The organism is Microbacterium sp. Kw_RZR3 (genome assembly GCF_029222405.1).
GTDB lineage: Bacteria > Actinomycetota > Actinomycetes > Actinomycetales > Microbacteriaceae > Microbacterium.
On record NZ_JARHXC010000073.1, the window covers coordinates 1 to 19,016 of the forward strand.

Genomic DNA, 19,016 nt, shown 5'->3' on the forward strand with positions numbered 1-19,016 from the left:
CCAGGGATGCCGCGGCCCCGGCGCTCGGGAGAACGTCGGGGCCGTGGCATCCGGAGCCGGGTCAGGCGGGGGCGAAGGTCTTCGCGTCGATGACGAAGCGGAAGCGCACGTCGCTCTTCAGCACGCGCTCGTAGGCCTCGTTGATCTGGTCGGCCGAGATGAGCTCGGTCTCGGGCGCGATGCCGTGCTCGGCGCAGAAGTCGAGCATCTCCTGGGTCTCGCGGATGCCGCCGATCGACGAACCGGCGAACGAACGGCGGTTGGTGAACAGCGTGAAGACCTGGATGGGCAGGGGCTCGGGCGGGGCGCCGACGTTCACCATCGTTCCGTTCAGCGCGAGCAGGCCCAGGTACTGCTTGAGCTCGAGCGGGGCGCTGACGGTGTTGATGATGAGGTCGAAGCTCTTCTTGAGCTTCTCGAACGTGTCGTCGTCCTTCGTCGCGTAGTAGTGGTCGGCGCCCATCTTGAGGCCGTCGTCCTTCTTGCTGAGCGTCTGCGACAGCACGGTGACCTCGGCGCCCATGGCGTGGGCGATCTTGACGGCCATGTGGCCGAGTCCGCCGAGGCCGACGACCGCGACCTTCTTGCCGGGGCCGGCGTTCCAGTGGTTCAGCGGCGAGTACGTCGTGATTCCGGCGCAGAGCAGCGGAGCGGCCTTCTCGTAGGGGATCGACTCGGGCACACGCAGCACGAAGTGCTCGTCGACCACGATCTTCTCGCTGTAACCGCCCTGCGTGATCGTGCCGTCGACGTCCTTGGCGGCGTAGGTGCCGATGTTGCCCTTCTCGCAGTATTGCTCTTCGCCCGCGAGACAGTTGTCGCACTCGCGACACGAGTTCACCATGCAGCCGACACCGACGCGGTCGCCAACCTTGTGCGAGGTCACCTCGGAGCCGACCTCGGCAACCGTGCCGACGATCTCGTGGCCGACGGTCAGCGGGTAGGGGACGTCTCCCCACTCGCCGCGGATGGTGTGGATGTCGGAGTGGCAGATGCCGGCGTAGGCGATGTCGATGAGGACGTCCTTCGGGCCGACGTCACGACGCTCGATGGTCGTGGGCTCGAGGGGCGAGGTCGCGGACGACGCCGCGTAGGCGTTGACGTGCATGGGTCTCCTCAGGAGGGTCGATGCGGATGCATCCATCCTCCTCCTCGCCGCGATTGCCGGCGCGGGCTTGCACGGATGTGCGCGAACTGTCACGCGCATGGCAGCGGCGCGCTCGCGCAGTGTGCCGTCAGGCGGAGTCGGTGGGCGGCGCGCGGGCGGGGACGGGGCCTGGGCGGCGTGTCGGGGACGGAGTCCGCGGGACGGCCCGGGGCCTCGCGACTCGTCCCGGTCCCTTCGACGAGCTCAGGGACCTCGCGAGCGGGCAGGGGTACGGTCTACGGCGCTCTCGGCGCACGGCGCGCTACGGTGAATCCGTGCCCTCCCTCTCGCCGCGTGCCCGTCGAGCACCCGTGATCCTCGCGCTCGCCGGGGTGACGTTGTCGATTCTCACGGCGTGCGTTCCGGATGCCACGCCCTCGGGCGATGCGGCTCGGACCACCCCGCCGACCATGGCGTCCGCCACCCCCACCCCGAGCGTCAGCGCGACCGCCGATGGGCGTCTCACGGCTCCGGCCTCCGCGCGCGTGGCCCCGACGTGCGACAACATCATGGATCCGGCATCCGGGAAGACGGTGCGCGACGTCGTTCTCCCCGAGGGGGCCGTCACACTCCCGGACTACCCCGCGGTCGCACAGGGTCCCAGGTGCTCCACCGATGGGTCACCCGCCGGCGACTACTACACGTGGTCGCCGGCGTCGCGGACGGACTGGGACGCTCTCGTCGCTGAGCTCACCACCGACAGCGCCTGGTTCACCGAGGAAGGCCCGCGCGGCACCTACCTGACGTACAAGATCGACGGCCGTTACAACCAGACGTTCCTCTTCACGGGCGACGCCGTCATCCTCGCCCCGTGGAAAGCCGCGACCGACTTCGTCATCGGCCCGCCGCTCGCCTGACGCGACGCCGTCTCGCGGACCACGCGGCTCTGGCGCTGGGGCGAAGCGGCGGTCGAGCTCCTCGCGCGCGCCGGCGAATGGCGGAGATCCCGGGACGGGAGGACACGCGCCGCGGCATCCGTCCTCCCGTCGCCAGAACTCCTCCGCTCGCCACGAGCCACTATGCGATGCTCGGGCCGAGCACCCCACCACCGCGCCGGCGCCGCGCCGCGTGATGGGCGGAGGGTCAGGGACAGAGGGAGGACGAATCCGGCCCACAGGTCCTCCGCCCGCCCCTGGCCCTCCGCCCGTCACACGCCCGCGCCCAGCTCCCAGCGAGCGGAGGAGACTCCGGGACGGGAGGAGACGCGCCGCGGCATCCGTCCTCCCGTCGCCAGATCTCCTCCCCTCGCCACGCGACGCCGGCGCGCGGACCGGCGCACCTCAGCGCCGCGGGCCGGAGCTCGCCCGCACCACGAGCGAGGTCGGCACGAGGGTGCGGGCGTGCTCGCCGCCGGTGCCCTCGATGTCGGCGATCAGGGCGCTCATCGCCTCTTCACCGACGCGCTCGAATCGCTGGCGGACGGTCGTGAGCGGGGGCCAGAAGTTCCCCGACTCGGGCGTGTCGTCGAAGCCGACGACGCTGACGTCACCCGGCACCGCGCGCCCGGCTTCGTGCAGCGCACGAATCACCCCGAGCGCCATCTGGTCGTTCGCGGCGAACACCGCCGTGACCGCGGGATCCTGCGCGAGCGTCTCACCGATCGCGTGTCCCGACTCGGCCGTCCAGTCACCGATCTGCACCGCGGGCACGCGGCATCCGCGGTCTTCCAGAGCGGCCCGCCACGCCGCGCTGCGGCGCTCGGCGGCGAATGACTCGAGCGGGCCCGACACGTGCCACACCGTCTGATGGCCGAGGTCGAGCAGGTGCTCGGTGGCCAACCGCGCGCCCTGGGCCTGGTCGTTGTCGACGACGGCGTAGGGATAGTCGGCGCTCGAATCGACGACCACGACCGGCAGCCCCGAGGGGATCGAGAGCTCGTTCTCGCCGAGGCGGTGGGTCTCGATGAGGATAACGATCCCGTCGACGGCGTGTTCGCGTAGCCGCAGGAACGCCCCCGACACGTCGGACTGCGACGCGGACTGCACCGTGATGAGGGTGATGGAGTATCCGGATGCCGCTGCCATCGACGCCAGGGCATCGAGTGTGCGCGTGTTGCCGTAGGAACTGAGCGAGAACATGATCACGCCGATGCTGCGGAAGCGTCCCGAGCGCAGAGCGCGCGCGGCGCTGTTCGGGCGGTATCCGAGCGAGGCCATGGCATCCAGGACCCGTTGACGGGTCTCGGGGTCGACGTTGGTGCGGCCGTTCGCGACGCGCGAGACGGTCTGTCCCGACACGCCGGCCGCCGCCGCGACGTCGGCCATCGACACCTCGCGCCGTCGTGCGCGCGGCGCAACCACGCTCGACGTCGTCGTCGTCTCGGTCACGGTGACCTCCTGGGATGTTGACGTTGACACACTAGCGCGGCGGAGTTATGTTTACGTCAACATCTCGACGACCCGGCCGGGATGCGCACCAACGAAGAGGCTCTGGACGATGACGACCACCGCGGCACCCCCGCCTGCTCTGCGCCCCCCGCGTCACAAACGCCGTGCACGTATCGACGATCGCGGCTGGCTCTTCGTCGCTCCGTTCGCGCTCGTCTTCGCGCTGGTCTTCCTCGCGCCGCTGGCGTACTCGGTGTACCTCAGCCTCTTCCGCGACCAGCTGATCGGCGGCAACGCGTTCGTCGGCTTCGCCAACTACATCACCGCGTTCGGCGACGAGAAGTTCTGGGACGGCTTCGGGCGCGTCGGCATCTTCCTCGTCGTGCAGGTGCCGATCATGCTGATCCTCGCGCTCGCGGCAGCCCTCGCGATCGACAGCGCTCGCCTGCACGCCGCCGGCTTCTACCGGATCGTGATCTTCCTCCCCTACGCGGTGCCAGCAGTCGTGGCCGTGCTCATGTGGGGCTACATCTACGGCGACCAGTTCGGCCTGACCCGCAACCTCAACGACCTGCTCGGCGGGCAGTTCGTGCAGCCCTTCCTCCCCGAATGGATGCTGCTGTCGATCGGCAACATCGTCACCTGGCAGTTCGTCGGCTACAACATGCTCATCTTCTACTCGTCGCTGAAGACGATCCCGACCGAGCTGTACGAAGCGGCATCCATCGACGGGGCCGGCGCGTGGCGCACGATCTTCTCGATCAAGATCCCCGCCGTCCGAGGAGCCGTCGTGATCGCGACGATCTTCTCGATCATCGGCAGCTTCCAGCTCTTCAACGAGCCGAACATCCTCAAGCCGCTGGCCCCGAACGTGATCTCGACGTTCTTCACGCCGAACATGTACGCCTACAACCTCTCGTTCGCCGGTCAGCAGTACAACTACGCGGCCACGATCGCGATCATCATGGGCGTCATCACCGCCGTCATCGCTTACGTCGTGCAGCTGCGCGGCTCCCGTCAGGAGGCGCGATGACCACCGCGACCGCACCCCGTACCGACACCGTCGCCGTGACCACCTCGCGCGGTCCGCGTCTCGCCCGCCGCTCCCCCACGAGCAGCAAGAAGTCGCTCGTGCTGAGCATCGTCATGGGCCTGTACCTGCTGTACACACTCGTGCCGCTGTTCTGGTTGCTCATCAACGCGACCAAGACCCAGGCCGATCTGTTCACGACGTTCGGCCTCGGCCCCGGCAACAGCTTCGCCCTGTTCGACAACATCGTCGAGACGCTGACCTACCGCGACGGCATCTTCGTCCGGTGGCTCGGCAACACGCTGCTCTACGTCGTCGTCGGCGCGGGAGGGGCGACGCTGCTCGCGACCCTCGCGGGCTACGGGCTGGCGAAGTACAACTTCCGCGGACGTAAGGCCGTGTTCGCGGTCGTCCTCGGCGCGATCGCGGTGCCGGGCACGGCTCTCGCGGTGCCGACGTTCCTGCTGTTCAGCCAGCTCGGGCTCACGAACACCCCGTGGGCGATCATCATCCCCTCGCTCATCAGCCCCTTCGGCCTGTACCTCATCTGGGTGTACGCGACGGATGCCATTCCCACCGAACTCCTCGAGGCCGCCCGCATGGACGGCGCCGGCGAGTTCCGCACCTTCTTCACCATCTCGATCCGGCTGCTGACCCCCGGCATCGTCACGGTGCTGCTGTTCGCCGTCGTCGCGACGTGGAACAACTACTTCCTGCCGTTGATCATGCTGAGCGACCCGCAGTGGTACCCGCTGACCGTCGGCCTCAACCAGTGGAACGCCCAGGCCACCGGTGTTGCGGCGCAGCCCATCTACAACCTCGTCATCACGGGCTCGGTGCTCTCGATCATCCCGATCGTCGCCGCCTTCCTCGTGCTGCAGCGCTTCTGGCAGTCCGGTCTGAGCGCCGGCAGCGTCAAGCAGTGACCCTCGATCTCCTCCCGAACCCGGAGCGTCCTGCCCCGGAAACACGCAACACCATCCACAACAACGAAGTGAAGGAATCCCGATGACATTCATGGGCAAGGGCACCGCCGTGCGGCGGGCCGTGTTCGCCGTCGCAACGACCGCGCTGACGGTGGGCGCGCTGACTGCCTGCTCCGGCGGCAGCACGGGCGGCGGAAGCAACGGCGGAAGCGCCGACGACATCGAGAAGGCCCTCGAGGCCGGTGGCGAGATCACGTACTGGTCGTGGACGCCCTCGGCCGAGGCGCAGGTCAAGGCGTTCGAGGCGAAGTACCCGAACGTCAAGGTCAACTACGTCAACGCCGGCACCAACAAGGACGAGTACGCGAAGCTCCAGAACGCGATCAAGGCCGGCTCGGGCGCTCCCGACGTCGTGCAGATCGAGTACTACGCCTTCCCGCAGTTCGCCCTGTCGGACTCGCTCGTCGACCTGTCGTCGTACGGCTTCGCCGACCTCAAGGGCGACTACAGCCCCGGCACCTGGGGCTCGGTCGACTTCGACGGAAAGATCTACGGCCTCCCGCAGGACTCGGGCCCGATGGCCCTCTTCTACAACAAGTCGGTGTTCGACCAGTACGGCATCTCGGTGCCGACCACGTGGGACGAGTACCTCGCGGCAGCGCAGAAGCTGCACGCGGCCGACCCGACGAAGTACATCACCGCCGACACCGGCGACGCGGGCTTCACCACCAGCATGATCTGGCAGGCCGGCGGCACGCCGTTCACGACCTCCGGCACCGACGTGACCATCGACCTGCAGGACGAGGGCTCGAAGAAGTTCGCCGACAACTGGAACCGTCTCATCGAGGGCGGCCTGATCTCGGACACTCCGAGCTGGAGCGACGAGTGGTTCAAGGGCCTCGGTGACGGCTCGATCGCGTCGCTCGTGATCGGCGCCTGGATGCCGGGCGTGCTCGAGTCGTCGGTTCCCGACGGCGCCGGCAAGTGGGCCGTCGCGCCCATCCCGACCTACGACGGCAAGGCCGTCACGGCCGAGAACGGCGGCGGTGGCCAGGCGGTCACGAAGCAGAGCAAGAACCCGGCCCTGGCCGCGGGCTTCCTCAAGTGGCTCAACAACGACGAGGAGAGCCTGAAGATCTTCGCCGAGTCCGGCGGCTTCCCGTCCACCACCGCTCAGCTGAGCGACCCGGCCTTCGTCGACAAGGCGTCGGACTACTTCGGTGGTCAGAAGATCAACGAGGTGCTCACGCAGGCCTCGAGCGAGGTGCGCGAGGGCTGGAGCTACCTGCCCTTCCAGGTGTACGCGAACAGCATCTTCAACGACACCGTCGGCCAGGCCTACTCCACCAAGGGCGACCTGAACACGGGCCTCAGCGCCTGGCAGGACCAGCTCGTGCAGTACGGCAACGAGCAGGGCTTCTCGGTCAACAAGTAACACCTTCGCGGGGGCGGGTCGCATCTGTCGTATGCGGCCCGCCCCTGCCTCTTCCCACCAGGAGAAACCCGAATGACCTCCCCCACCCGCATCGTCGTCGACCGCACCGCGGTCGGAGCCGAGGTCCCCCGCCGCCTGTTCGGCACGTTCGTCGAACACATGGGCCGCTGCGTGTACGACGGCATCCACAGCCCCGGACACGAGACGGCGGATGCCGCGGGCTTCCGCGCCGATGTTCTCGAGCTCGTGCGCGAGCTCGGTGCCACCGTCGTGCGCTACCCCGGCGGCAACTTCGTGTCGGGGTACCGCTGGGAGGACGGTGTCGGCCCGCGCGAGGAGCGTCCGGTGCGCCTGGATGCCGCGTGGCACAGCACCGAGACCAACCAGGTGGGTCTGCACGAGTTCGCCGAATGGGCGGATGCCGCCGGCCTCGAGGTCATGGAGGCGGTGAACCTGGGCACGCGCGGGGTCGCCGAGGCGGCCGACCTCCTCGAATACACGAACCATCCTTCGGGCACGGCGCTGAGCGAGCGCCGGCGCGCGAACGGCCGCGACGAGCCCTTCGGCATCCGTCTCTGGTGCCTGGGCAACGAGATGGACGGTCCCTGGCAGATCGGCCACAAGACCGCCGATGAGTACGGGCGGCTCGCCGCCGAGACCGCGCGCATGATGCGCTTCATCGACCCGACCGTCGAGCTCGTCGCCGCGGGCAGCTCGAACCACGAGATGCCGACGTTCGGCGAGTGGGAGCGCACGGTGCTGCGCCACACCGCGGGTCTCGTCGACCACATCTCGGTCCACGCCTACTACGAGGAAGACCCCGACGACCCTGCGAGCTTCCTCGCCAGCGGCGCCGCCCTCGACCGGTACATCGTCGAGGTCGCCGACATCATCGACGAGGTCGGCGCCACGACCCCCGACGGGCACCCGATCGGCATCAGCGTCGACGAGTGGAACGTCTGGAACCAGACCCGGTGGAACGAGGTCGACAAGCCCCGCGTCTTCACGGGCGACTGGCCGATCGCCCCGCGGCTCATCGAGGACGACTACACCGTCACCGATGCCGTCGTGGTGGGCTCCCTCCTCATCACGCTCCTGCGGCGTTCCGATCGCGTGTCGATGGCGAACCTCGCGCAGCTCGTCAACGTGATCGCCCCGATCCGCACCGAGCCCGGCGGCGGAGCGGCCTGGCGCCAGACGACGTTCCACCCCTTCCGCCTCACGGCCGAGGCTGCGACCGGCCGGGTCGCGCCCGTCTCGGTCGACGGTGCCCGGATCGTCACGGCCCGCCACGGCGAGGTCGAGGCGGTCGACGCGATCGCCACCGTCGACGGGGACGTCGCGCACGTCTTCCTCGCCCACCGTTCGCTGGACGCGGCGACCGAGGTGGAGCTGGATCTCGGTGCCGTGGCGTCCGCCGACGCCGTCGTGATCACCGTCCCCGAAGGCGGCGACCGGAACACGACCAACTCCGCCGACGCCGAGCCCGTGGCCCCCACAGCCCTCGCGGTCGAGGTGGTCGACGGCATCCTGCGCTTCACCCTGCCCCCGCTCGCCTGGGCGCGCATCCGCGTGCGGCTGGCCCTCTGATACCGAAAGACATCGTGACCACCTTCACCATCGGCGAAACCGACTTCCTGCTCGACGGGCGACCGCACCAGGTCATCTCGGGCACGCTGCACTACTTCCGCATCCACCCCGAGCACTGGGCCGACCGCATCCGCACGGCCAAGGCCATGGGACTCAACACCATCGAGACCTACGTCGCGTGGAACGCGCACGAGCCGGTGAAGGGCGAATGGGATGCCACCGGGTGGAATGACCTCGGACGCTTCCTCGACCTGATCGCCGCCGAGGGACTGCACGCGATCGTCCGGCCCGGGCCGTACATCTGCGCCGAGTGGCACAACGGCGGCCTCCCGGTGTGGCTGACCTCGACGCCGGGGATCGGCATCCGTCGCTCGGAGCCGCAGTACCTCGCCGCCGTGACCGCGTACCTGGAGCGCGTGTACGAGATCGTCGCGCCGCGGCAGATCGATCGCGGCGGCAACGTCGTGCTCGTGCAGATCGAGAACGAGTACGGCGCCTACGGCTCTGACAAGGACTACCTCCGCGAGCTCGTGCGCGTGACAAAGGACGCCGGCATCACGGTACCGCTGACCACCGTCGATCAGCCGATGCCGTGGATGCTCGAGAACGGCAGCCTCCCCGGGCTGCATCTCACGGGCTCGTTCGGCTCACGGTCGGAGGAACGCCTCGCGACCCTCCGCGAGCACCAGCCCACCGGCCCGCTGATGTGCAGCGAGTTCTGGGACGGGTGGTTCGACTGGTGGGGCAGCATCCACCACACGACCGACCCCGCGGCATCCGCCCACGATCTCGACGTGCTGCTCGCGGCGGGTGCGTCGGTGAACATCTACATGGTGCACGGCGGCACGAACTTCGGCACCACCAACGGCGCGAACGACAAGGGCCGCTTCGACCCCATCGTCACGTCGTACGACTACGACGCACCGATCGACGAGTCGGGCCACCCGACGGCGAAGTTCCACGCGTTCCGCGAGGTCATCGCGAAGTACGCGCCGGTGCCCTCGGACGTGCCGCCCGCGCGTCCACAGGCGCCGGTCTTCGAGGTCGCACTGTCGGGCGAGGGCGACTGGATGCCGGCATCCACGGGTTCCGTCTCGGACGACCCCGCGACGTTCGAGGCCCTCGGGCACCTCGGCCCGCTGGTGCGGTACGACGTCGACCTGCCGTCGTTCTCGGGTGCTGCCGCCCTCGTGTTCGGCGAGGTGCGCGACCTCGCGTGGGTGCACGTGGACGGAGTGTTCGTCGGACGCCTGTCCCGGACGCTGCACGAGCGGGCCCTCGCCCTCCCCGCCGGCGCGCGGCTCACGGTCCTCGTCGAGGACCAGGGCCGCGTCAACTACGCCGACCGCCTGGGTGAGGCCAAGGGACTCATCGGCGCGGTGACCCTGAACGGTTCACCGCTGACCGGCTGGACCGCGACGCCGATCGATGTGGCATCCGCCGTCGGCACCGGCGAGGGCGCCGTCGGTCGGGCACTGCTGCGCGGCGCGTTCGACCTGGACGCTCCCGCCGACCTGTTCCTCGACACCACCGGCTGGGGCAAGGGCTTCGCGTTCGTGAACGGCTTCTTCCTGGGCCGGTATTGGAAAAACGTCCCGCAGAGCACCCTGTACGTCCCCGGCCCCGCCACCCGCGCCGGCGCGAACGAGATCGTGGTGCTCGAGCTCGAACACGTGGTCGAGCCGGCCGCCCGCTTCGTCGCGGCGCCCTCGCTGGGCCAGATCGAGGAGTGAGCCCTCTGGCGTGAGTTGCCCGAATCTGTCGCTTCGACGCCCGCCCCGGCGACACTTCGCGGCAACTCACGCGGAGAACGGGCGAGGGGTCACGGCGTGAGTTGCCTGAATCTGTCGCCTCGAGGCAGGGCCGGCGACACTTCGCGGCAACTCACGCGCGGGCGGGGCGAGGATGCCCTGGGCGGGGCTCTCGGGGATCCCCGGCGCTCGCGGCACCCCCTGTTCGAACAGCGCAAACCCGTCCGCCGAACGCAAGGGTGAAGTACGGTCGAAAGGCGCGAGTGAGGGGAGGAGGACAGCGACGATGCCGTTGTTCGAGATGGAAGCCAACCCCCGCGGTCGCGTGAGCGTCTTCGCCCGGGCGCAACTCCCGTTCATGCTCGCGATGGTCTTCCTCGTCGGCATCGCCGGTCTCGCCCAGCCCTCGACCCTCACCGTGGGCGTCGTCATCCTCGGGTTCACCCTCAGCGTCCTCGCGACCGTCCTGTCGCTCGCCGTGCCGTGGGAGCGCCTCCCCCGAGCCTGGATGATGCTGATCGCCGCGCTCGACCTGCTCGCCGTCGCCCTGGTGCGCGCCGAACTGCTCCCCACGTTCCCCTCCGTTTCCGTGCTCGCGATCTTTCCCGTGCTGTGGCTCGCCTATGGCTTCCCCTGGTACGGCATCCTCGCCGGGGTGTTCGGGACGGGATTCATCACCTCCTTTCGCTTCATCTACGTCGGAGCCTGGCCCGCGTCTCCCGTCGAGTGGGCGAACGTCGTGATCATGCCGACACTCGTCGTGGGCGTCGCGGTCATCGTGTTCGTCGCCGCGCGTCACCTGCGGCGACGAACCCGGCAATTGGCGCAGGCCTCTCGTGCTCAGGCCGAGGCTCTGCGCGAAGCCCGGGATGCCGAAGCCGTCGCGCTCGGGATCGTCGACACCGTGACGGCAGGAGTGGTGTTCTACGACGCCGACGGGCGACTGGATGTCGCCAACGCCCAGGCGCACCGCTTCGCCGAGCTCGGCGGGTTCCGACTCGATGAGCCGCCGATGGCCGGAGACGCTGTCTTCGACGCCGACCGGACGACCCCCATCCCTCTCGGCGAACAGGTCATCCCCCGAGCATTCGCCGGCGAGGCGGTCAACGACGAGTTCGAGTGGTGGGGACCGGCGGACGCCCCGGTCGCCGTGCTCGCGTCCTCGAGCCGCGTCCGTCGCGCCGACGGCCACGTGTTGGGGACCGTCGTCGTGATCTACGACGTGACTGCGCTCGCCGAGGCGATCGAGGTGCGCGAGCAGTTCCTGCGGACCGTGTCGCACGAGCTGCGTACCCCGCTGACGAGCATCACCGGGTTCCTCGACCTCATCGACGACGAGGTCGACCAGGAGAACACCCGCCTGCGGCGCTACGTCGAGGTGGTCACCCGCCGCACCGCGGATCTTTCACACCGGGTGCGCGATCTCCTCGCCGCGAGCGAGAGCGAGAAGACCTTGCGAATCGAGCGCGCCGACCTCGGCGAGATCGTCGCCACGGCGGTCGCGGAGGTCGACGCGTTCGCCGAGGCCCGCGCATTCGTCATCGAGAGGGCCGCCACCGGGCCGACGTCCGCTCGCGTCGACCCCGGACAGGTCATCGTCGCGATCGTCGAGCTGCTCACGAACGCCGTGAAGTTCGGCATCCCGTCCGCCGCGATCACCGTCTCGTACGGCGTTCGCGACGGCCGCGCGCTGCTGACGGTGACCAACGACGGGCCGGGGCTCGGGCGGACCGAGCAGCGGCGAGCCTTCGACCGCTTCTACCGCGGGGCGCTCGCGCAGTCGAGCGAGATCCAGGGCTTCGGACTCGGGCTCACGACGGTCCGCGCGATCGCCGTCGCGCACGGAGGCACCGTGTGCCTCGACAGCGTCCCCGGGGGACGCACGACGGTGACGTTGGACCTGCCCGCCGGGTAGAGCGGGCGCACGGCCTCACGGACACGGGTTTCCCAGCCGACGTCGCGCGCGATCGACGCCGCGGCTCTGACCCGTGCATGAACGCGATCGACGCACATAAACGCGAGCTGCTCGTGTTTCTGCGCGTGGATGCCGTTTATGTGTGATGGCGAAGCGACAGCTGGTCGGCGACCGCGCCGAGCCGGTCGTCGAACGTCGCGAGCGGAGCGTCGAGGTGCGTTGCGGCGGCGAGAACGCACGTGTCGGGCATCTTCAGCGAGTGGCGAGCGCGCAAGGTCGCCACGAGCGCCGGCTCGTCGGGGCCCATGTCCACAGCCTCGACCCGCAGAGCGCGCAGGGCTCGCCACATCTCCGCCTCTCGGCCGACGCGTGCCGCCCCGACCAGCGTCTCGGCGACCGTGAGCGGGTGCATCAGAAACGGACCAGGGTCGTCGGCCAGCAGCTTCTTGGCGCGATCGTGATGGGCGTCACCGGGAGTGAACAGAGCGATGATGACGCCGGCGTCGAGAACGATCACTCCGGCCAATCCTCGCGGAGTTCCCGCAGGTAACCCTTGGGGTAGATCCCCGCGAACTGGTCGATGACGAGGTCGATGCGGCGACGCTGCGCGGCGGAACGTCGAGACTCCTCGCCGCGGAGGGCGTGCCCACCCGCGACGACGAGATGCGTGATCAGCGCGCTCGGCGACTCATCGGGCCAGCGGGAGCGCGCGATCTGCAGCGCCTCCTCGATCTCGACGGTATGCGTCACCTGGGTGCGGGGGCGGGTGGTCGGCATGGCCCGAGTGTACCACCTGTACATTCGGTGCACCACCGCTCAGCTGAGGGTCACACGAAGAGCGACACCTCAACGCGCAGCGGTACTCTGGCGCACCATCAGTGACGCCGGCACCGCCTCCGCGACCGGATCGCCGCCCTCGATCGCCGCGACCAGGGCGGCGACGGCGCGGCGGCCCAGCGCGTCGAAGTCCTGGCGGACGGTGGTCAGCGGCGGGCGGAACTCCGCGGCATCCGCGATGTCGTCGAAACCCACCACCGAGACATCCTCGGGAACACGGCGGCCCTCGTCGGCGAGAGCGCGCAGAGCACCGAGGGCCATCTGGTCGTTGGCGACGAAGATCGCCGTGGCACCGGCAAGACCCGCGACGGCGGCGTACCCGGATGCCGAGGTCCAATCGCCGCGGACCGGCTCGGGCGCCTTGATTCCGGCGTCAGCGAGAGCCTCGCGCCATCCCCGCTCGCGCTCAGCCGCGGCGAACGAGCCGCGCGGCCCACCGAGGTGGTGCACCGCGTCATGGCCGAGGGCCAACAGGTGCGCGGTCGCAGCCCGCGCGCCGGCGGCGTGGTCGGTCTGCACGATCGAGAAGCGCGCGTCGGCCGGGGAATCGACGACCACGAGGTGCAGGTCGGCGGGTGGCTCGGCGTCGCGGGCGAGCTCGGTCGCCTCGTTCAGCACGACGGCGCCGTCGACGCCCTGCGAGCGCAAGCGGGCGAAAGCCTCGCGGATGCCGCGCTCCCCGACCGTCACCACGGCCAGGGCGTAGTCGCGCTCGGCGGCGGCCTCGGAGATCGCCTGCAGCATGCGCGAGTTGCCGACGGACGCGAGGGTCGACACGACGAGGCCGATGGTCGATGTCTGCCCGGTACGCAGCGCCCGCGCCGCGCGGTGCATGCGGTACCCGAGGTCGGCCATGGCCTTCTCGACACGCGCCCGGGTGGCGGGGTCGACACGGGGACTGCCGTTGGCCACGCGCGACACGGTCTGCGCCGAGACTCCGGCCCGCTCGGCCACGTCGGCCATGGATACGCGCATCACGCCCCCTCCATGTTGACGATAGCACGCCCCAGATGTAGCGTGTTATCGTGAACACGGACAGCCTCACCGCGGTATCTTTGGGCGCCGGCGTCGTCAAGCGGCCCACGCACCTGGCCGACGGACGCGAGCTCATCTACTTCGACGACCCCGACACGACGCTCGGTGCCGAGCGCGCGGTCGACGCCCGCATCCTCGACCCCCGCCCGACGACGGCGACCATGCGACAGGACGTGCTGACGGGCGACTGGATCACCGTGGCATCCAATCGTCAGAACCGGGCGTTCCTCCCGCCTGCGCACCTCGACCCGCTGTCGCCGCAGACACCGACGAACCCGTCCGAGATCCCGTCGCTGTACGACGTCGCTGTCTTCGAGAACAAGTCGCCCTCGTTCGGTCCCGCGCTCGACGCGGCGATCGGTGACGCCCCCGCGGCCGTCGATCCGCCGCGTGGCGACGACGACCTCGAGCACCTCGGTCTCGGCCGCACGCGCACGTCGGTCGGGCGGTGCGAGGTCGTCTGCTTCAGTCCGGAGCACGAGGGATCGTTCGGCTCGCTCTCGCGGACTCGTGCGCGCACCGTCATCGAGGCGTGGGCCGACCGCACGGCGGCGCTCTCGGCTCTGCCCGGCATTCGTCAAGTTTTCCCGTTCGAGAACCGCGGGGAGCAGATCGGGGTCACGCTCCCCCACCCGCACGGGCAGATCTACGCCTACCCGTACGTGACCCCGCGCACGCACCGCCTGCTCGACACCATCTCGCGCACCTCGGACGACCTGTTCGCACGCATCCTCGACTTCGAGCAGGGCGGCGAGCGCGTCGTGCTACGCGGCGATCACTGGACCGCTTTCGTCCCGTTCGCCGCCCGCTGGCCCATCGAGGTGCACGTGCTTCCGCACCGTCACGTCGCCGATCTCGCCGAGACGACCGACGCCGAGCGCGACGAGCTGGCACCCTTCTACCTGCGGCTGCTGCGCGGCATCGACGCCCTGTACGACACCCCCACCCCCTACATCGCCGCCTGGCACCAGGCGCCGGTCGGACGGGCGAGGGATGCCGTGCGCCTCAACCTGCAGATCACCTCGCCGCGCCGCGCGGCCGACAAGCTGAAGTACCTCGCCGGATCCGAGGCCGCCATGGGCGCCTGGATCGGCGATGTGACCCCCGAGTCGCAGGCCGAACGCCTGCGCGCCGCCCTCGATACCGTTCCGGAGGTGACGGCATGAGCGCCGTCGACGACGCCCTCGCCCTGCTCGCCGCTCCCGCCGTGGGCGTCTGGTCGGCCCCCGGCCGCGCCAACCTCATCGGCGAGCACACCGACTACAACGAAGGTTTCGTCTTCCCCTTCGCGATCGCCCAGCGCACGGCCGCCGCGGTCGCGCTGCGCGACGACGATGTGATCCGCGTTCGGTCGACGTTCGCCGACGACGCGGTCGAGGTCCCGCTCGCCGAGCTCGACGCCCGCATCGCCGCCGGCGGCCTCGACTGGGCGGGGTACCCGCTGGGCGTGGCGTGGGCGTTGCTGCGGGAGGCCCCGGATGCCGAACCTCGCGGCGTCGACATCGCCCTGGCGTCGGAGGTGCCGGTGGGGGCGGGCCTGTCGTCGTCCGCCGCGATCGAGGGGGCCGTGGCATCCGCCCTCAACGATGTGTGGAACGCCGGTCTCGACAAGGTCGCCCTCGCCCGCGTGGGGCGCATCGCCGAGAACGACGCGGTCGGCGCGCCGACCGGGATCATGGACCAGATGGCGTCGATGCTCGGCGTCACCGACGCGGCGACGTTCCTCGACTGCCGCACGCTCGAGACCCGCGCGGTGCCCCTCGGGTTCGCCGACGCCGGGCTGTCGATCCTCGTCACCGACACGCTCGTCGAGCACGCGCACTCCTCGGGCGGATACCGCGAGCGCCGCGCTTCGTGCGAGAAGGGCGCCGAGGCCTTCGGTGTCGCCGCCCTCCGCGACGTCACGGTCGACGACCTCGCGCGCGCCGAAGAGATCCTCGACGATGTGACCTTCCGCCGCGTGCGCCACATCGTCACCGAGAACCAGCGCGTGCTCGACACCGTGGCCGCCCTCGACGCCGAGGGTCCGACGGCGATCGGCGACCTGCTCACCGCCTCTCACGCGTCGATGCGCGACGACTTCGAGATCTCGGTGCCCGAGCTCGACCTCGCCGTCGAGACCACGCTGGCCGCGGGCGCCCTCGGTGCCCGCATGACCGGCGGCGGCTTCGGCGGCGCGGCGATCGCGCTGATCCCCACCGGGCTCATCGCGGCGGCGACCGAGGAGGTTCTCGCCGCGTTCGCGGCATCCGGGTTCCGCGCCCCGAACGTGTTCACCGTGACGCCGTCCGAGGGCGCGCGCCGCGACGCGTGACGGGCCGGGGCGCGGCCCGCGCCGGCTCCCCCGTCGGCGGCGGCGCCGTCGCTTCGCTCCGCCTAGCCGGGTCGGCGCGGCGGTGAGCGCCGCGGCGTGGTGCGGGGCGGGGGCGGGGCGCATAAACGCGATCCACTCGCATAAACGCGCTCTCCACGTGTTTCCGTGCGCGAATCGCGTTTATGCGAGACGCGCCGGCTGCTGCTCACGGCAACCGCGCCGCCGCGCGTGACGCCCACCCGGCCGCGCGCCACCGCACAACCAGCCCAGCGCGCCGCCCAACCAGCCCGGCGCGCAGCCCGAACGGCCCGGCGCGCAGCCACGCCGACCGAACCCCGCGCATAAACGCTCTCCACTCGCATAAACGCGCTTTCCACGTGTTTCCGTGCGCGAATCGCGTTTATGCCCACCCCGACAGACGCGCCGGACGCTGCACTCCCAGACAGCGCCGTCGGGCGCGCATCGCGGCCGCGCGCACCCGGAGCCGGACGCCCGGGGGCACGCACCTCGCCCGGTCCCAGCGCCCCACCTCGCCCGATCCCTGCCCCGCACCTCGCCCGATCCCGGCTCCGCACCTCGCCCGACCCCGGGGCACGCATCCCACGCGGGACCTGTACGCACCGCGGCTACGGGCGTAACCTGCCCGGATGACCGACGACGACGTCCTCGCCTGGCTGGCCGACAGCGACCCGGCTTTGCGATGGAAGGTCGAACGCGACCTGCTCGACGCGCCCGAGGAGCAGTGGCGAGCGACGCGGGCAAGGGTGCCGCACGAGGGTTTCGGGGCGCGACTCCTCGCCGCGCAGGGCGAGGACGGACTCTGGGCCGGCGGCGCGCACTTCCCCGCCGGCTTCGAGTGGGGTGATCCGCAGCCGTGGACCGCGACCTCGTGGTCGCTGATGAGCCTCCGCGAATGGGGAGTGGATGCCGAGGCCCTCCGCCCCGACACCGTCGAGCTCATCGACCGCAACATCCGCTGGGAGTACGACGACCTGCCCTTCTGGGGCGGAGAGGTCGACGCGTGCATCAACGCCTTCACCCTCGCGAGCGGAGCGTGGTTGGGGGCGGATGTCAGTGGCATCCGGAACTGGTTCGTCGAGCATCAGCTCGGTGACGGCGGCTGGAACTGCGAGTGGGTGGACGGGGCGACGAAGTCGTCGTTCCACTCCACGCTGAACTCCGTGATCGCGATCCTCGACGACGAGTGGCGCACCGGCGGCACCCCCGAGCTGCACGCGGCCCGGAAAGGCGGGGAGGAGTACCTGCTCGAGCGGAGGCTGCTGTACCGGCTGTCGACCGGAGAGCGGCACGCGTGGGCGCATCACCTGGGCTATCCGTTCCGTTTTCGCTACAGCGCGCTCCGCGCCCTCGACCACTTCCGCGCCGCGTCCGAACGCGACGGCACCGAGCCCGACCCGCGCTTGGCCGAAGCGATCGACCGGGTGCGCGCCTCGCGCGACACCGACGGCACGTGGCATCAGGCCTCCCCGCTCGAGGGGGCGGAATGGTTCGCCGTCGACGTCCCGGCCGGAGAACCGTCGCGCTGGCTGACGTTCTTCGCGCTGCGCGTCCTGCGCTGGTGGCACACCGCTCGCGCGTGAGCCCGACCGGGCAGGATGGGGGAATGGATGCCACCGTGCTCGCCGTCACCTCGAAGGGAACCGTGCGCGGGTTCCGGCGCGGCAGCACGGCGGTGTTCCTCGGCATCCCGTTCGCCCAGGCGCCCGTGGGGCCCCTTCGCTTCGGCGCCCCGGCGCCCGTCGTCCCCTGGGACGGCGAGCGCGACGCGACCGCGTACGGGCCGACGGCACAGCGGGGTGACGCCGGCATCACCCTCATCCCCGAGCCGAGTGTGCCCGGCGATGCCACGCTGAACGTCAACGTCTTCACCCCCGCGGATCGGGATCCAGATGCCACCCTCCCCGTGCTCGTGTGGATACACGGCGGCGGCTACACCTCGGGGTCGCCCGCGAGCCGGTGGTACGACGGTGACGCGTTCGCGCGCGACGGAGTCGTGACGGTCGTGATCTCGTACCGGATCGGCTTCGACGGGTTCGGGCTCATCGACGGCGCGCCCTCGAACCGCGGGCTGAGGGATCAGATCGCCGCCCTCCGGTGGGTGCAGGACGAGATCGGCGCGTTCGGCGGCGACCCGGCGCGCGTCACCGTCGCGGGGCAGTCGGCGGGCGGCGGGTCGGTGCTCGCGCTGATGGCGAGCCCCGCGGCATCCGGGCTCTTCCACGGGGCGATGGCGATCTCACCGGCGATCGGGGCGGTGCCCGCCGACGCCGCTCGACGCTTCGCCGCGCGTGTGGCGGAACTCGCGGGGGTGTCGGCCGACCGTGACGGGTTCGCGGCCGTTCCGGAGGAACGACTGGTCGAGCTGCAGAAGACCGCCGGGAAGCCCCCGCGCGGACGCGTGATCGCCTCGCTGACCGCGCTGCTCGACGACGGGCTGCCGCTCGGACCGGTGATCGATGGAGATCTCCTGCCGCGGCATCCGCTCGACGTGCTCGCCGAGGAGACGGGCGTGCCGCTCGTGATCGGCTCGACCGACGACGAGTTCACGATGCTCACCGCTCGCTACCGCGGCCTGCTGCGGTTCGTGCCCGTGTCGCTCGCGTTGGCCGTGCTGGGTCTCGGGCGTTCGCGTCGCCGTGCGTACCTCGCGCGCACGCGGCGACGGGGCGCCGCGGCGGTTCTCGGCGG

16 protein-coding genes are annotated in these 19,016 nt (G+C 70.4%); 11 read left to right on the forward strand and 5 right to left on the reverse strand.

The window, feature by feature from the left end; all coding sequences use genetic code 11:
• Positions 1 to 61: 61 nt before the first annotated feature.
• Positions 62 to 1,108 (reverse strand): NAD(P)-dependent alcohol dehydrogenase, encoded by a 1,047-nt coding sequence (locus P2P98_RS03815; protein ID WP_275797382.1) that lies wholly within the window; start codon positions 1,106 to 1,108, stop codon positions 62 to 64.
• A gap of 314 nt (positions 1,109 to 1,422) precedes the next feature.
• On the opposite strand from P2P98_RS03815, the gene P2P98_RS03820 reads away from it, so the two are divergent.
• Positions 1,423 to 2,004 carry a hypothetical protein gene (locus tag P2P98_RS03820; RefSeq protein ID WP_275797384.1) on the forward strand — a complete coding sequence of 194 codons (582 nt, stop codon included), beginning with the start codon at positions 1,423 to 1,425 and terminating at the stop codon, positions 2,002 to 2,004.
• 423 nt (positions 2,005 to 2,427) lie between these two features.
• On the opposite strand, the gene P2P98_RS03825 is transcribed toward P2P98_RS03820, so the two are convergent.
• A complete protein-coding gene (locus P2P98_RS03825) occupies positions 2,428 to 3,411 on the reverse strand; it encodes a LacI family DNA-binding transcriptional regulator (protein ID WP_275797406.1) in 984 nt (327 codons plus the stop codon).
• 172 nt (positions 3,412 to 3,583) lie between these two features.
• Here P2P98_RS03825 and P2P98_RS03830 point away from each other — a divergent pair, with 172 nt between their 5' ends.
• The 6 genes from P2P98_RS03830 (at position 3,584) to P2P98_RS03855 (ending at position 12,121) form a co-directional block, all read left to right on the forward strand.
• On the forward strand, positions 3,584 to 4,507 hold the full coding sequence (locus tag P2P98_RS03830; protein ID WP_275797386.1) for a sugar ABC transporter permease: 924 nt from the start codon (positions 3,584 to 3,586) through the stop codon (positions 4,505 to 4,507).
• A gap of 113 nt (positions 4,508 to 4,620) precedes the next feature.
• Entirely contained in the window at positions 4,621 to 5,430 is an 810-nt protein-coding gene (locus tag P2P98_RS03835) for a carbohydrate ABC transporter permease (RefSeq protein ID WP_058595373.1), read from the forward strand.
• Positions 5,431 to 5,512: 82 nt separating this feature from the next.
• Complete coding sequence (locus tag P2P98_RS03840; protein ID WP_275797388.1) at positions 5,513 to 6,865, forward strand: sugar ABC transporter substrate-binding protein; 1,353 nt, start codon at positions 5,513 to 5,515, stop codon at positions 6,863 to 6,865.
• 72 nt (positions 6,866 to 6,937) lie between these two features.
• Entirely contained in the window at positions 6,938 to 8,455 is a 1,518-nt protein-coding gene (locus tag P2P98_RS03845) for an alpha-L-arabinofuranosidase C-terminal domain-containing protein (RefSeq protein ID WP_275797390.1), read from the forward strand.
• Positions 8,456 to 8,469: 14 nt separating this feature from the next.
• Complete coding sequence (locus tag P2P98_RS03850; protein ID WP_275797392.1) at positions 8,470 to 10,188, forward strand: glycoside hydrolase family 35 protein; 1,719 nt, start codon at positions 8,470 to 8,472, stop codon at positions 10,186 to 10,188.
• A gap of 304 nt (positions 10,189 to 10,492) precedes the next feature.
• Positions 10,493 to 12,121, forward strand: a complete 1,629-nt coding sequence (locus tag P2P98_RS03855) for a PAS domain-containing sensor histidine kinase (RefSeq protein ID WP_275797394.1) — start codon at positions 10,493 to 10,495, stop codon at positions 12,119 to 12,121.
• Between the two features lie 136 nt (positions 12,122 to 12,257).
• Here P2P98_RS03855 and P2P98_RS03860 read toward each other — a convergent pair whose 3' ends face one another.
• The 3 genes from P2P98_RS03860 to P2P98_RS03870 form a co-directional block, all read right to left on the reverse strand.
• Complete coding sequence (locus P2P98_RS03860; RefSeq protein WP_275797396.1) at positions 12,258 to 12,638, reverse strand: PIN domain-containing protein; 381 nt, start codon at positions 12,636 to 12,638, stop codon at positions 12,258 to 12,260.
• A complete protein-coding gene (locus tag P2P98_RS03865; protein ID WP_275797398.1) occupies positions 12,635 to 12,898 on the reverse strand; it encodes a hypothetical protein in 264 nt (87 codons plus the stop codon). The genes P2P98_RS03860 and P2P98_RS03865 overlap by 4 nt, the downstream gene beginning before the upstream one ends.
• A 69-nt stretch (positions 12,899 to 12,967) precedes the next feature.
• A complete protein-coding gene (locus tag P2P98_RS03870; RefSeq protein ID WP_275797409.1) occupies positions 12,968 to 13,933 on the reverse strand; it encodes a LacI family DNA-binding transcriptional regulator in 966 nt (321 codons plus the stop codon).
• A gap of 50 nt (positions 13,934 to 13,983) precedes the next feature.
• Here P2P98_RS03870 and galT point away from each other — a divergent pair, with 50 nt between their 5' ends.
• From galT to P2P98_RS03890, 4 genes are all read left to right on the forward strand, one after another.
• Positions 13,984 to 15,159, forward strand: a complete 1,176-nt coding sequence (gene galT / locus P2P98_RS03875; RefSeq protein ID WP_275797400.1) for a galactose-1-phosphate uridylyltransferase — start codon at positions 13,984 to 13,986, stop codon at positions 15,157 to 15,159.
• A complete protein-coding gene (gene galK, locus P2P98_RS03880; protein WP_275797402.1) occupies positions 15,156 to 16,307 on the forward strand; it encodes a galactokinase in 1,152 nt (383 codons plus the stop codon). Before galT ends, galK begins: the two co-directional genes overlap by 4 nt.
• A gap of 647 nt (positions 16,308 to 16,954) precedes the next feature.
• Positions 16,955 to 17,908 (forward strand): squalene cyclase, encoded by a 954-nt coding sequence (locus tag P2P98_RS03885; RefSeq protein ID WP_275797403.1) that lies wholly within the window; start codon positions 16,955 to 16,957, stop codon positions 17,906 to 17,908.
• 23 nt (positions 17,909 to 17,931) lie between these two features.
• Positions 17,932 to 19,016 (forward strand): carboxylesterase family protein (locus P2P98_RS03890; protein WP_275797405.1); only part of this gene is annotated, 1,085 nt, incomplete at its 3' end.